The sequence below is a fragment of the Austwickia sp. genome, from assembly GCA_016699675.1.
Classification (GTDB): Bacteria; Actinomycetota; Actinomycetes; order Actinomycetales; family Dermatophilaceae; genus Austwickia.
Genome location: CP064985.1, coordinates 4,300,838 through 4,314,146, shown reverse-complemented (window position 1 = coordinate 4,314,146; position 13,309 = coordinate 4,300,838). Strand labels below are relative to the sequence as shown.

Here is a 13,309-nt window from a genome sequence, read left to right as displayed (position 1 = left end):
GCACGGCGCGATACCGGAGCGAGAGAGCGGGGTGCGAGCGGCCGCGGTGGACGCGGCGATTCGCGGCGCGGCGAACCTCGTGGTGCGCGGAGCGGCAACGGTTCGGGGAGCGATGGGGGCGCCCGGGACGCCTCGCGGGGCAGGCCCGGACGGGGGTCTGGACCGCGCAAGGGCCAGGGCAGAGACGTCGCGAGGGACGGCCGCGCTGACGCTGGCGGCGATAGTGCCGCTCGGGGTCCGCGCCTGGCGCCCAAGCAGGGGCACCGCCCGGACCCGGCGATCGACGAGGACGTCACCGGCTTCGAGATCGACCGCACCGTCAAGAACGAGCTCCGCACGCTGAGCAAGGACAACGCCAAGGGCGTCGGCCAGCACCTGGTGATGGTCGCTCGCCTCCTGGACGTCGACGTCGTCGCCGCCCGGGCGCACGCGGAGACCGCCGTACGGCGTGCGGGCCGCGTCGCCGCCGTCCGGGAGACGCGTGGCCTGGTCGCCTATCGCGAAGGCGATTTCCAGCTGGCCCTCAGCGAATTCCGCACGGCGCGCAGGCTTTCGGGATCTCAGCACCTGCTGCCGCTCATGGTCGATTGCGAGCGCGGACTGGGCCGTCCCGAGCGGGCCCTGGAATTGGCGGGTTCCCCCGAGGCGCGCACGTTGGGGAAGGCAGAGCGGCTGGAGCTGCTCATCGTCTGCTCCGGGATCCGGCGTGACATGGGTGACCTGGACGCTGCCGTGGTCCTGCTGGAGACCCCGGAGCTGAACCCCAACCGGCGCGATCCCTGGTCGGCTCGGCTCTTCTATGCCTACGCCGAGGCCTTACTCGCCCGTGGCGACCGGGGGCTCGCACGGGCGTGGTTCGCGGAAGCCGCCGACGCCGATGCGGAGGCAGTTACCGACGCCGCCGAGCGACTCGACGAGTTGGACGGGATCGTCTTCGTCGACCTCGGCGAGGACGACACCGAGGACGCTTCGCAGGGCGAGTCAGAGGGTTCCGTTGAGGACCCCACCGAGGACCCCGCTCAGCGGGCGCCCGAGATCTCCGAGAAGGACGTGACCGACGAGCCAGCTCGGGACGCGGTTGATGGCCCGATCGGCGACGAGCCGCAGGCGGCTGAACAGCACGCCAAGGAGCCCGCCCCGGGCGACGCGCCCGAATCCGGCCCGATCGGGGACGAGGCGCAGGCGGCCGAGCAGCATGCCGAGGAGCCCGTCCCGGGCGACGCGCCCGAATCGGGTCCGGCGGCGCCGTACGATTCCGTGCCCGACCGTCCGGAGCCCGACCGCCCGGAGGGCGACACCCCGTGAGTTCCACCGAACCCGCACCGCTCCTGGCGGGCTTTCGCGGCCTCGTGTGCGACCTGGATGGGGTGGTGTACGCGGGACCAGCGGCCATCCCCCATGCCGTGCCGGCCCTGGAGCGGGCCCGGGAGACCGGTGCGGGGATCGTCTACGCCACCAACAACGGGTCTCGGCCGCCGCAGGACGTGGCCGACCACCTGACCGAACTTGGGCTCACCGTCACGCTGCAGTCGATCGTCATCAGCGCGCAGGCGGCCGCGGCACACCTGCGCGAGCGCCTGGGGGAGGGCGCCGCGGTGCTGGGGGTCGGCGGGCCCGGGGTGGCCGTCGCGCTCGCCGGGGCCGGCCTGCGCCTGGTCACGACCGCGGAGTCGGCCCAGGGCGAGCCCGTGGCCGGAGTGCTGCAGAGCTACGGCAGGGACGTGGCGTGGAGCGACCTGGCAGAGATCTCGTACGTCGTGAACGGCGGGGCCCTCTGGGTCGCCTCCAACGACGATCTGACGCTGCCCACCGCCCGCGGCGTCGCCCCGGGCAACGGTTCCCTCGTGCGGGTCGTGCGGGCCGCCGTCGCGGTCGACCCCGTGGTCGTGGGCAAGCCCCACACCCCGCTGTACGACCTGAGTGCAGCCGTGCTCGGCACGCCCAAGGACCAGACGCTGGCGATCGGCGACCGGTTGGACACCGATATCGAGGGGGCCAATCGTGCCGGCATCCCGGCCCTGCTGGTCCTCACCGGGGTCAACGACCTCGCCGACGTCGCGCTGGCGCCGGCCGTGCGACGCCCCGCCTTCCTCGCCCGAGACCTTCGGGCGTTGGCTGAGCCGTACGTCGCCGCGGAGGTCGCGCCCGCGGACCGGGGCCACGCCGCCCGCTGCGGCGGAGTCGAGGCACGGCTGACCGATGAGGGACCCGTGTTCTCGGGCGACGGCTCGGTCGACGAGCGGGCCCGCGCGCTCGTCGCCGCATGCTGGGCTGCCGTCGACGCCGGCTCGCCACCCAGTCCCGACGCCCTTCGTGCGGCGGACCCGACGAAGGACGGCAGCCCATGAGCGACACCGAGATCCCCGCCCCGGGAGACCCCGACATCGACGCGGCGCTGGCCGCCCTGGAGAGCGCTGACGCGGACCATCTGGACGGGCAGATCGACGCCGCCGACCGGCTGCACGCCCTGCTCACCGAGCGCCTGTCCGGGGAGGCATGAGCGACCAGCGGCTCGACGTGGCCCTGGTGGCTCGCGGCCTGGCCAGATCCCGCGGCGCCGCCGCTGACCTGGTCAAGAGGGGCGCGGTGCTCGTCAACGACGCGGCCGTGCGCCGACCCGCCCACCCGGTGCGTCCGGGCGACGAGTTGCGCGTCGAGAGCGCCGGGCCCGAATGGGTCGGGCGCGCCGCCCGCAAGCTCGTGGCGGCCTTCGACGCCTTCGGTGGCGTCGAGCCGGAGCCGTGGTCGGTCGGCGGGCAGCGGTGCGTGGATGTCGGCGCCTCCACCGGCGGGTTCACCCAGGTGCTCCTCGACCGCGGCGCGGCCAGTGTGGTCGCGCTCGACGTGGGACGCGACCAGCTGGCCGGCGCGCTCCGGTCGGATCCCCGCGTGATCGAGATGTCGGGACGGTCCGTGCGGGGCATCGTCCCCAGCGAGGTCGGGGGCCCGTTCGGAGTCCTCGTCGCCGACCTCAGCTTCATCTCCCTGCGCCTCGTCGCCACCGACCTGGCCGGACTCGTCGCGCCGGGCGGCCAGGGGGTGCTGCTGGTCAAACCCCAGTTCGAGGTGGGCCGGGCCCGCCTCGGCAAGAGCGGCGTCGTACGCCGTGCCGCGGAGCGCATCGACGCGGTCGCCGGGGTCCTGGAGGCCTATCGTGCCGCGGGCCTCTTCCCCCGGGCGGTGACGCCGACACGCGTGCCCGGGGGCAGCGGCAACCACGAGTACCTAGTGTGGGTCACAACACGGGCGGAGTTCGCCCTGCCCGACGACACGGCGGCCGCAGCGCACGCCGTACGAAGCTTTGAAGGACGATGATGACCCGGAGGATCCTGCTCGTCACCAACGTCACCCGACTTGGCCTGCGTCGGCACACGAGGGACTTGGCGGAGCTGTTCGGTCGAGCCGGGCTGCAGGCAGCCATGCTGCCGGAGGACATCGAGGCGCTGGGCGCGAGCGCCCTGGACGGCGTCGTGGCCGCAGACCCGGCGCGACCGGCCGACGGCGCGGAGCTCGTCTGCGTGCTCGGCGGGGACGGCACGATCCTGCGCGCGGCCGACATGGTGCGCGGGTCGGGGGTTCCCCTGCTCGGGATCAACTTCGGGCACGTGGGTTTCCTGGCGCAGGCCGAGAAGGACGCCCTGGCGGTGACCGCGCAACAGATCCTCGACGCGGACTACGCCGTGGAGGAGCGGGTGGCGCTCGACGTGGTCGCCCGCGACGCCGAGCGGGAGATCGCCCGACGGTGGGCACTCAACGAGGTCACGGTCGAGAAGGCGGCCCGCGAGCGCATGTTGGAGATCATCCTCGAGATCGACGATCGTCCGCTGTCCAGCTGGGGCGGCGACGGCGTCATCGTGGCGACGCCGACGGGGAGCACGGCGTACGCGTTCTCGGCCGGCGGCCCGGTCGTCTGGCCGGACGTCGAGGCGTTGCTGCTGGTGCCGATCTCGGCCCACGCGTTGTTCGCCCGGCCGGTGGTCGTCAGCCCGGACTCGCGGATCGCCGTCGAGATCGTGCCCGGCACGGACGGTCGGGGCGTCATGTGGTGCGACGGGCAGCGGCCCGTGGATCTGCCCGGCTCCGCGCGCATCGAGGTCACCCGCAGCCGCACGCCGGTGCTGCTCGCCCGCCTGGAGTCCGCGCCGTTCACGGATCGCCTGGTCAGCAAGTTCGCCCTGCCGGTGCACGGCTGGCGCGGTCGTCCCGGGGAGGCGAGCGAACTGCCCGACACCGGCGCGGACGCCGACGCGCACCGGCCCTTCGATCGGGGCTCCGCCGACCTCGATGGCCGCGTCGGCCACATGGGGTAGGGCCGCGTCGGCCCATGGGATGGGTCTGGCCACCCACAAATGTGGTAGATATCTCAAGCGATCAGGTCAGCCAACGGTCAAGCGTCGGTGAAACTGGAGTAAAGCGGTAACGACGCCGCGGGCACCGGAGCCGGTTCCCGCGGCTTTTCATGTCGTGGGGCGCGCCGGCTGGGCTGGTCGGCAAACGAGGGGTGTGGGGTGAGGACCGTGGGACGGGGTTGTCGGTACCGGACATCGGGGCGGGTGGTGCGACCCGGTGTCCCGGTCGTCGCCGGTGAGGCGGCCGCTGGGGGCGTCGGGCTGCGGCGCCGCCCCGGGCGTCCCTGCGAGGCCCCGCGCGTGTCCGGTCTCGGCCGCGCGACCTGGGTGATTCACCGGTTGGCGGCGGTGCCGACACCGCGCTGCGCGCACGAGCGTTGTCGGGGCGCCCGCCTACGCTGAGCTCATGCTCCGCCAGATCCGGATTCAGGGCTTGGGTGTCATCGACGACGCCGTCCTGGACCTCTCGGAGGGGTTGAACGTCCTCACGGGCGAGACCGGCGCTGGCAAGACGATGATCGTGTCCGGGCTCGGGTTGCTGCTCGGCGCGCGCGGGGACGCCGCCATGGTGCGGCACGGTGTGGGCCAGGCCGTCGTGGAAGGGGTGGTGGAGCTTCCCGCCGACCACGCGGCGCGGACGCGGGCGCAGGCTGCGGGCGCCGACGTGACCGAGGACCTGATCCTGGTGCGGACCGTCTCCGACCAGGGCCGCAGCCGGGCGCACGTGGGCGGCCGCCAGGCGCCGATCGGGGTCCTGAGCGAGCTGGGCGAATCGCTCGTGGCCGTGCACGGGCAGGCCGATCAATGGCGATTGCGCCGCCCCGATCAGCATCGGGTGGTGCTGGACGACTACGGGGGCGGGCCGGTCGCCGACGCGCTGGCGGCGTACGAGGCCGCCTATCGCGCACTGGGGCACACGCAGGCCGAACTGCGGCGGGTCACCGAGCTGGCCCGCGACCGGGCCGTGGAGATGGAGGTGCTCCGCAGCGGCCTCGAGGAACTGGAGCGGCTGGACCCGCGCCCCGGCGAGGACGATGCCCTGCGCGCGGAGGACGAACGGCTCTCGCACATCGACGCCCTGCGCGCCGCCTCCGGCGGCGCCTACGACGCGCTGATGGGCACGGACGAACCGGGGTCGCCCGGGGGCGCCGCGGCCCTCCTGACCGCCGCTCGGACGGTGCTGCTCGCGGAGGCCGGACACGACGGCGATCTCGCCGACCTGGCCCGGCGCGCGGGCGAACTGGCCTACCTCGCGGGGGACCTGGGTGCCGACCTCGCCGCCTATCTCGATGGGATCGACGCGGACCCGGCCCGGCTGGCCGTGGTGCAGGACCGGCGGGCGGCCCTGTCCCGGTTGACGAGGACCTACGGCGACACGATCGACGACGTGTTGCAGTGGGGGAGCCGCGCGGCGGCGCGGCTGGACGAGTTGGCCGGCGCGCACGACCGGGCCACCGCGCTGCGCGAGGACGCCGTGCGGCTGCAGGGCGTCCTCGTGGAGGCCGCGCTGGTGCTGAGCCGAGCCCGCGTCAAGGCCGCCACGGGGTTGTCGAAGGCCGTCACCGCCGAGTTGGCGCACCTCGCCATGGGTCGGGCCCGGGTGGAGGTGGCCGTGGAGCGCCAGGAGGACCCCGAGGGCCTGCCGCTGCCCGACGGCACGCGGGTGCGCTTCGGCCCGTGGGGGATCGACGCCGTCGAGATTCGGCTGGCCGCCAACCCGGGCACCCCGCCGCGCAGCGTCGCCAAGGCGGCCAGCGGCGGCGAACTGTCCCGGGTGATGCTCGCCCTGGAGGTGGTGACCGGCGGCGGCGATGTGCCGACGTTCGTCTTCGACGAGGTGGACTCGGGGGTCGGCGGCAAGGCCGCACTGGACGTCGGGGCGCGGCTCGCCCGTTTGGCCCGCCACGCCCAGGTTCTCGTCGTGACGCACCTGCCACAGGTGGCCGCCTACGCCGACCGGCACCTGGTCATCCACAAGAGCAGCTCGGGACAGGTGACGACGAGCGGGGTGAGCGTCCTCGAGGGCGACGACCGCCTGGCCGAGCTGGCGCGCATGATGGCGGGCGCCACCAGCGACGTGGCCATCGAACACGCCCGCGAGCTCCTGGCCCAGGCCAGCGCCCAAGCCCAAGCGCAGGCCGAGGCGCAGGCCCAAACGCCGGCCCAAACGCAGGCCCAGGCCCAGGCTCAACCGCGGCCGTAGCCGCCTTGGGCTGAATCGAGTGCTGACCCGGCTTGCCACGCCGTGCATCCCGGCGCGCCACGCCGTACGGTCCAGCGCGCCACGCCGTACCGTCCGGACCCTGGCCAGCGCCTCCGGAACCGTCACGTAGACTGGGGGTCCGTGGCGCAGACGAAGCACATTTTCGTGACCGGAGGCGTAGCCTCATCGCTCGGCAAGGGCCTGACGGCCTCCAGCCTCGGCTTCCTGCTCCGCCAGCGCGGACTGCGGGTGACGATGCAGAAGCTGGACCCGTATCTCAACGTGGACCCCGGCACCATGAACCCGTTCCAGCACGGCGAGGTCTTCGTGACCGACGACGGCGCCGAAACGGACCTCGACATCGGCCACTACGAGCGCTTCCTCGACGTGCCGCTGTCTCAGGCGGCAAACGTGACGACCGGCCAGGTCTACAGCCGGGTGATCGCCAAGGAGCGGCGCGGGGAGTACCTGGGCGACACGGTCCAGGTCATCCCGCACATCACCAACGAGATCAAGGAGCGGATGCGGGAGCAGGCCAACTCCAGCAAGCCCCCGCAGGTCATCATCACCGAGATCGGCGGCACGGTCGGCGACATCGAGTCGCTGCCGTTCCTCGAGGCGGCCCGGCAGGTGCGCCACGATCTCGGCCGCGACAACTGCTTCTTCCTGCACGTCAGCCTCGTGCCCTATCTCGCCCCCAGCGGCGAGCTCAAGACCAAGCCGACCCAGCACTCGGTCGCCGCGATGCGCCAGCTGGGCCTGCAGCCCGACGCGATCGTCCTGCGCGCCGACCGGGAGATCCCCTCGGGGCTCAAGCGCAAGATCGCGCTGGCCTGCGACGTCGACCAGGACGGCACGATCGCCTGCCAGGACGCGCCCTCGATCTACGACATCCCGAAGGTGTTGCACAGCGAGGGGCTGGACGCGTACGTCGTACGCCGGCTCGGCCTGCCGTTCCGGGACGTGGACTGGACCGACTGGGACCGGCTGCTGCGCCGCGTGCACGCCCCCGCCCACGAGGTCGAGGTGGCGCTGGTCGGCAAGTACATCGACCTGCCGGACGCGTACCTGTCCGTGACGGAGGCGCTGCGTGCCGGCGGCTTCCACCACGACGCCAAGGTCAAGATCCGATGGGTGACCTCGGACGACTGCGACACCCTGCGCGGCGCCCAGGAGGTGCTCGGCGGGGTCGACGCGGTGTTGGTGCCCGGCGGCTTCGGGGTGCGCGGCATCGAGGGCAAGGTCGGCGCGCTGCGCTGGGCCCGCGAGGCCGGGGTCCCGACGCTCGGGATCTGCCTGGGGCTGCAGTGCATGGTGATCGAGTACGCCCGCAACGTCGCCGGGATTGAGGGCGCCAGCAGCAGCGAGTTCGATCCCGCGTCGGCCGCCCCCGTGATCGCCACGATGGCCGAGCAGAAGGACTACGTGGAGGGCGCCGGCGGCGACATGGGCGGCACGATGCGCCTGGGCAGCTACCCGGCCCGGCTGGCGTCGGGCTCCGTCGTGGCTACGACGTACGGGACCACGAAGGCCGACGAGCGGCACCGGCACCGCTACGAGGTCAACAACGACTACCGCGGGGCGTTGGAGGACGCGGGGATGCTCTTCTCCGGGACCAGCCCCGACGGCCGCCTGGTGGAGTTCGTCGAGCTCCCGCCGCAGACCCACCCCTACTACGTGGCCACCCAGGCCCACCCCGAGTTCCTGTCGCGGCCGAACCGGGCCCACCCCCTGTTCGCGGGCCTGATCGGCGCCGCGCTGCGGCGGCAGCAGGAGGGCCGGCTGGTCGAGGTGCCGCTACGTGACGACGCCGCCGTGCCCCCGCGCGCGGACGAGCCTACGGCACCGCGCGAGGAGCGGGACGCCCACGCCGATCACGGCGAGGCCGGAGCGCCCGTCGGGACCCGACCGTGACGCTGTCCGCGCCCGTCGTCGGCCCCGAGGGGCTGGGCGACGACTACACCAGCAAGCAGGTGCTGTCCGCGGAGACCGTGTATCGCGGGATGGTCTGGGACCTGCGCAAGGACCGCGTCGACCTGGGCGCGGCGGGTCAGGTGAGCCGCGAGTACATCGAGCATCCCGGCGCCGTCAGCGTGGTGGCCCTGCGCCGCCACGAAGGTCGCGACGAGCTGGTGCTGATCAAGCAGTATCGGCATCCGGTCCAGGCCACCGAATGGGAGCTGCCCGCGGGGCTGCTCGACGTCCATGGCGAGCCGCCGCACGTCGCGGCCGCCCGGGAGTTGGCGGAGGAGACCGACCTGACGGCCGCCACCTGGCACGTGCTGACCGACCTGTTCCCCTCGCCGGGCGGCATCGGCGAGGCGATCCGGGTCTTCCTGGCGCGCGACCTGGGCGAGGTCGCGGCGGCCGAGCGGCACGATCGGTCCGGCGAAGAGCTCGGCATGCCCACCGTGTGGATCGCCCTCGAAGACGCGGTGACCGCCGTGCTGACCGGCCGCATCACCAATGGCGTCGCCCAGCTCGGCATCCTCGGGGCGTACGCCGCGCGCGAGCGCGGGTGGGAGACGCTGCGCGCTCCCGACATACCGTTTCCGGCGCACCCTGGCCTGCGCGGCGTGGCGGGATCCTCGTGACCCGCGGTACCGGTGACGCGTTCGGGATGGCGCGGGCCGCCACCGACGGCGCGTGCCCGTGCGGCGGTCATCCCGCGCCCGGCACGGCCTACGCCGCATGCTGTGGCCGCTTGCACGACGGCGGCCAGGTCGCGGAGACGGCGGAGGCGCTGATGCGATCGCGCTACTGCGCGTTCGCCGTGGGCGACGAGGACTACCTGCTGCGCACCTGGCACCCGAAGACCCGACCGGCGTCCCTGCAGCTCGACCCGCGGCACGCCTGGGTGGGCCTGGAGGTCTTGGGGGTGACGGGCGGCGGCGCTGCGGACACGGCGGGGCAGGTGGTCTACCGGGCCCGGTCGCGCGGTCGGGACGGCAGCGCCCACGTGCTGATCGAGGACAGCCGGTTCGAGCGGCGCGGCGGCCGCTGGGTGTACGTCGACGGCGCGGTGGACCCGGCCAGCAGCTGAACCAACCACCAGACGCGGGGTGCTTTCGGCGCGCGCTCATGTCAGATGCTCAACCATGTTTTGAGTTTGACGCGACTCGTCCGCGCGGAAATACACTTTTCTTTTAGTTGGAAAGTCCCTAGGCTGAAGTGGTGCCCGGGAACCGTCACGACCCTCGACGCGCACTGCACCGCGTGGCCTTCGCCCAGGCCGGCTACTTCACGGCAGCCCAGGCTCGGTCCGTGGGGTACAGCTATCAAGCGCAGAAGTACCACGTGGACCACGGCAATTGGGAGCGGGTCGATCGAGGGCTGTTCCGGCTGCCCGAATGGCCGGCCGCTCCGACCGACGATTATGTGCGCTGGACGCTGTGGAGCGGCGGCCGTGGGGTGGTCTCCCACGAGAGCGCCCTGGCCTTTCACGACCTTTCGGACGCCAATCCCGCCCGATTGCACCTCAGTGTCCCTGCGGGTTTCCGCGCGCGAGACGACCATGTGCACACCTATCCCGCAACCCTCGATTCCCACGACATCGAAGCTCACTTGGGATTCTCAGTGACGACCGTGGAGCGCACCCTGCTCGACGTCGCCGGTGTCGGGGCTGCGCAGGACTTGGTCGATGCCGCCGTCGCGGACGCCGTGTCGGGGGGGCGCAGCACCAAGCGTCGGCTTCGTCGCCGAGCCGCCAACGCGACGGACCGTGCGGCGCTGGGCATCGAGCGCGCCCTCAGCCGCCTCAGCGAGGATAGATGACCTCGGAGAGCGACCGCGCGCGATCACTCCATCACCGCCTCGCCAACACCGCTCGCGCCACCTCGATCGACCTCCAGCGGCTGCGCAGACAGCTCGCCTTCCATCGGCTCCTCGCACGCGTGGCAGACGCCGGCTGGGTACTCAAAGGCGGCTATTGCCTCGAGGCGCGCCTGTCGGGACAGGCGCGCGCAACCAAAGACATCGACTTCGTTCGACGCACAACCTCCTCCGGCGATGACCTACTCGATGAACTGGACACCCTCTTCGCCGAGTCACCGTCGATGACGGCTTCACGTTCGAAGCGCTGGCGGCCAAACTCATGCGCGGCCTGGACGACCCAGCGCCCGCGTGGCGGGTCAGCGTCGGCTGCTCAGTTGACGGCAGGCGCTTCGACCGGCTGAAGCTTGACGTCGTCGCGCAGTTCGCTGAGGTCGCCGAGGCGCTTGAGCCGTTGGTCATCGCCTCACCTGTGCCCTTCGCGGGCTTCGCGCCAGTGACCGTCGCGGCCGTCGACGTCTATCAGCACGCCGCGGAGAAGCTGCACGCCATGTCACGGGTCTATGCTCACGACCTTCCGTCCTCTCGGGTCAAGGATCTCGTCGACCTGGCGTTGCTGATTGAGGCAGGACTGCTCGTCAACGAGCGAGCATTGCGCCGACGGCTCATCGTGGTGCACGAGCACCGGGACGGCTCGCTGCCACCAGAAGATCTGCCCGACCCACCCGCGGCGTGGTCAGCCGGTTACGACCGGCTCGTCGAAGACCTCGACCTCAGTGTTCGCACCGCAGGCGACGCCTTCGCCCGCGTGCGCGCGCTGTACCTTTCCGCCCTCTCGGAGGGACGAGCCTGACAGCCCGGTCGCGGCTGAAGTCGGAGAACGCACCGCGCGAGGGTGGGCGACGGCCGTACCCTGGCCAGGGGCGGCGCGTCTTGGGGAGGGCGCGCGCGGGAGCCGGGGAGCAATGGGGGGAATCGTGGGGGAGAGCGTGGGAGCATGCCGTGGCGGCCTGCCGCCGGAGCGGGTCGGGCTGGGCCTGGCCGCCGCCGGAGTGGCCGTGGGTGCGGCCGTGGTCCTCGCGGCCGGCCTGTCCGGGATGGGATGGATCGCTGCCGCGGCGACGGTGCCGATGGCGGCCGTGGCGGCGCAGGCGTACGCCGTAGCCTCCGGCGGGCGGCTGCAGCGAGGGGTCGCGCCGCTGGTTATGCTGCTGGTGAGCGGGTCGTTGGCGTGCGTGATCCTGCTGGTGTTCATCGACGCCTGGCACGCGTACGACCTCTTCGGGCCGGACCTGCTGCGCGTGAGCCGACCGGACTTTCTGCGCTGGGCGCTCACCAGCCCCGCCGTACTGGCTGACTATCGCGGCAGCGCCGCGCTCGCCGCTGCGGGTACCGTCCTCGGGGCCCTCACCGCCCTCCCGCGGATCCGCGCCACGCTGGCCGCGCCGAACGACGTGCCCCGCGAGGCGACTCATCTCGGCCCGTCCCGGGAACCGGTGGCACCCTGAGCGGGCCCGCGCTCAGGCTGGCAACGCCGACGTAATGTCGGTGTGGGTGAAGTCGTCGCCGACGAAGAGCAGGGGCTGCCCGGTGTCCTTGGCCAGGGCGTAGGAGAAGGTGTCGCCGAGATTCAGCCGCGCGGGCGAGCCGGAACCCTTGCCGTACTCGCGATAGGCCTGGGCCGCGAGCCGGGCCTGGTCGACCGTGACCGGTACGGGGGTGACGTCAAGGGCGTCAAGGAGGCGGTCGACCATCGGGATCGAATGATCGGGCCAGAGGACGATTGTCAGCTCGACATATGACGCCGCCGACATGAGCGAGTCCCTGTGGCTCAGGAGGATTCGCTTCAGGTGCTGTGAGGTGCCCTCCTCCCGAGCGACGGCCACGACCGCCGACGTATCCACGATCACTTCGGAAGACCCATGTCGTCGTAGAGGTCATCGTCGGTGAGCCACGTCTCGGGGTGCGAGTTCTTACGGAATTCTGCGAGAACGCGTTCCAGGCGTGCCTCACGTGCGGCCTGGGCTTCCGGGGAGGGGTCGTGGCGCTCCCGATCGAGCTCAGTGAGTCGGCGGTTGACCGCGTCGTCGATCGCCTCGGTGAGGCCAGTCCCGGTGCGCGCCGCGAGACGGCGTACGGCGTCTTCGGTCGCCTTGTTGCGGATGCTCAGCGCCATGGCAACTAGACTACCCGACCGCATATACAAGGTGTGTATACGACAGGGTTCGGTGGTCCAGGTTGAGGGAGTAGATGCCGTCGACATCTCGTGTAGCACGAGTGCCGTGTAACACGAATGCTAGGGTGAGGCATGACCAACCTGACGATCAGCGTGGATCCGGACGTCTTGCGTCGGGCACGGATCCGGGCGCTGCAGCGGAACGAGTCGGTCAATGCCTACCTGGCTGAGGTGTTGCGGCAATACGCCGACGCCCCTGCGGCCGCGACGGTCTTCGAGGCCGCCGCGCAGATCGCCGAGTCTGGCGCTGCGCACACGCCGCGACAGCCCGTCCGAGCCTGGACCCGCGACGAGCTGCACCGTGGCTAGGGTCTTCCTGGATACGAACCTGCTGGTCGGTCGGATCGATCCCGGGGATCCGGACAAGCGGGCCCGAGTCGGCGCCGTGCTGGACGATCCGGGGCACACGTTCGTGGTGAGCACGCAGGTGCTCCTGGAGCTGTACGCCGTCGCGACCCGCAAGCTGGTCCCGCCGCTGGCTCCCGCGTCCGCCCGGGAACTGGTCGGACAGATCGCGCTGCTCGACGTGGTGCCTGCTGATGCGTCCTTGGTGCTGGGGGCGCTGGCGACCGCCGAGGCATGCCAGCTCTCCGGCTGGGACGCGATGATCCTGGAGGCTGCGGCGCAGTCCGGCTGCACGGAGCTGTGGGCCGAGGACTTGGCGACGGGGGCCACGCTGCGCGGCGTACGGATCGTCAACCCCCTCGCGGACTGAGGCGCGGTCCGACGCGTCGCACGGCTCGTCCTGGG

General features: G+C 72.2%; 16 protein-coding genes and 1 pseudogene. 15 read left to right on the top strand and 2 right to left on the bottom strand.

Features of this window, described 5'->3' with window-relative positions:
* Positions 1-381: 381 nt before the first annotated feature.
* The 13 genes and pseudogenes from IPK37_19700 (at position 382) to IPK37_19640 (ending at position 11,831) form a co-directional block, all read left to right on the top strand.
* Positions 382-954, top strand: a pseudogene (locus IPK37_19700) (hypothetical protein).
* Positions 955-1,301: 347 nt separating this feature from the next.
* Entirely contained in the window at positions 1,302-2,348 is a 1,047-nt protein-coding gene (locus IPK37_19695; GenBank protein QQS00946.1) for an HAD-IIA family hydrolase, read from the top strand.
* Positions 2,345-2,500 carry a hypothetical protein gene (locus IPK37_19690; protein ID QQS00945.1) on the top strand — a complete coding sequence of 52 codons (156 nt, stop codon included), beginning with the start codon at positions 2,345-2,347 and terminating at the stop codon, positions 2,498-2,500. Before IPK37_19695 ends, IPK37_19690 begins: the two co-directional genes overlap by 4 nt.
* Complete coding sequence (locus IPK37_19685; protein QQS00944.1) at positions 2,497-3,315, top strand: TlyA family RNA methyltransferase; 819 nt, start codon at positions 2,497-2,499, stop codon at positions 3,313-3,315. Before IPK37_19690 ends, IPK37_19685 begins: the two co-directional genes overlap by 4 nt.
* Positions 3,315-4,310, top strand: coding sequence for an NAD kinase (locus IPK37_19680; protein ID QQS00943.1), 996 nt, complete (start codon positions 3,315-3,317; stop codon positions 4,308-4,310). The genes IPK37_19685 and IPK37_19680 overlap by 1 nt, the downstream gene beginning before the upstream one ends.
* A gap of 445 nt (positions 4,311-4,755) precedes the next feature.
* A complete protein-coding gene (gene recN, locus IPK37_19675) occupies positions 4,756-6,552 on the top strand; it encodes a DNA repair protein RecN (GenBank protein QQS00942.1) in 1,797 nt (598 codons plus the stop codon).
* Positions 6,553-6,693: 141 nt separating this feature from the next.
* Positions 6,694-8,466 carry a CTP synthase gene (locus tag IPK37_19670; GenBank protein QQS00941.1) on the top strand — a complete coding sequence of 591 codons (1,773 nt, stop codon included), beginning with the start codon at positions 6,694-6,696 and terminating at the stop codon, positions 8,464-8,466.
* The gene (locus IPK37_19665; protein QQS00940.1) at positions 8,463-9,146 is read left to right on the top strand and encodes an NUDIX hydrolase; all 684 of its coding nucleotides are present in this window, start codon (positions 8,463-8,465) and stop codon (positions 9,144-9,146) included. Before IPK37_19670 ends, IPK37_19665 begins: the two co-directional genes overlap by 4 nt.
* 26 nt (positions 9,147-9,172) lie before the next feature.
* Positions 9,173-9,595 (top strand): hypothetical protein, encoded by a 423-nt coding sequence (locus IPK37_19660; GenBank protein ID QQS03035.1) that lies wholly within the window; start codon positions 9,173-9,175, stop codon positions 9,593-9,595.
* Between the two features lie 131 nt (positions 9,596-9,726).
* The gene (locus tag IPK37_19655) at positions 9,727-10,326 is read left to right on the top strand and encodes a type IV toxin-antitoxin system AbiEi family antitoxin domain-containing protein (GenBank protein QQS00939.1); all 600 of its coding nucleotides are present in this window, start codon (positions 9,727-9,729) and stop codon (positions 10,324-10,326) included.
* Complete coding sequence (locus tag IPK37_19650) at positions 10,323-10,727, top strand: nucleotidyl transferase AbiEii/AbiGii toxin family protein (GenBank protein QQS00938.1); 405 nt, start codon at positions 10,323-10,325, stop codon at positions 10,725-10,727. The genes IPK37_19655 and IPK37_19650 overlap by 4 nt, the downstream gene beginning before the upstream one ends.
* Positions 10,646-11,176, top strand: a complete 531-nt coding sequence (locus IPK37_19645; protein ID QQS00937.1) for a nucleotidyl transferase AbiEii/AbiGii toxin family protein — start codon at positions 10,646-10,648, stop codon at positions 11,174-11,176. The genes IPK37_19650 and IPK37_19645 overlap by 82 nt, the downstream gene beginning before the upstream one ends.
* Positions 11,177-11,312: 136 nt before the next feature.
* Entirely contained in the window at positions 11,313-11,831 is a 519-nt protein-coding gene (locus IPK37_19640) for a hypothetical protein (GenBank protein ID QQS00936.1), read from the top strand.
* A 12-nt stretch (positions 11,832-11,843) separates the two neighbouring features.
* Here the strand turns inward: IPK37_19640 and IPK37_19635 are convergent, their stop codons facing one another.
* Both IPK37_19635 and IPK37_19630 read right to left on the bottom strand, forming a co-directional pair.
* Positions 11,844-12,233 (bottom strand): type II toxin-antitoxin system VapC family toxin, encoded by a 390-nt coding sequence (locus IPK37_19635; protein QQS00935.1) that lies wholly within the window; start codon positions 12,231-12,233, stop codon positions 11,844-11,846.
* Entirely contained in the window at positions 12,230-12,499 is a 270-nt protein-coding gene (locus IPK37_19630) for a type II toxin-antitoxin system VapB family antitoxin (GenBank protein QQS00934.1), read from the bottom strand. Before IPK37_19630 ends, IPK37_19635 begins: the two co-directional genes overlap by 4 nt.
* A 132-nt stretch (positions 12,500-12,631) precedes the next feature.
* Here IPK37_19630 and IPK37_19625 point away from each other — a divergent pair, with 132 nt between their 5' ends.
* Positions 12,632-12,868, top strand: coding sequence for a hypothetical protein (locus IPK37_19625; protein ID QQS00933.1), 237 nt, complete (start codon positions 12,632-12,634; stop codon positions 12,866-12,868).
* Entirely contained in the window at positions 12,861-13,274 is a 414-nt protein-coding gene (locus IPK37_19620; GenBank protein QQS00932.1) for a PIN domain-containing protein, read from the top strand. The genes IPK37_19625 and IPK37_19620 overlap by 8 nt, the downstream gene beginning before the upstream one ends.
* Positions 13,275-13,309 lie beyond the last annotated feature (35 nt).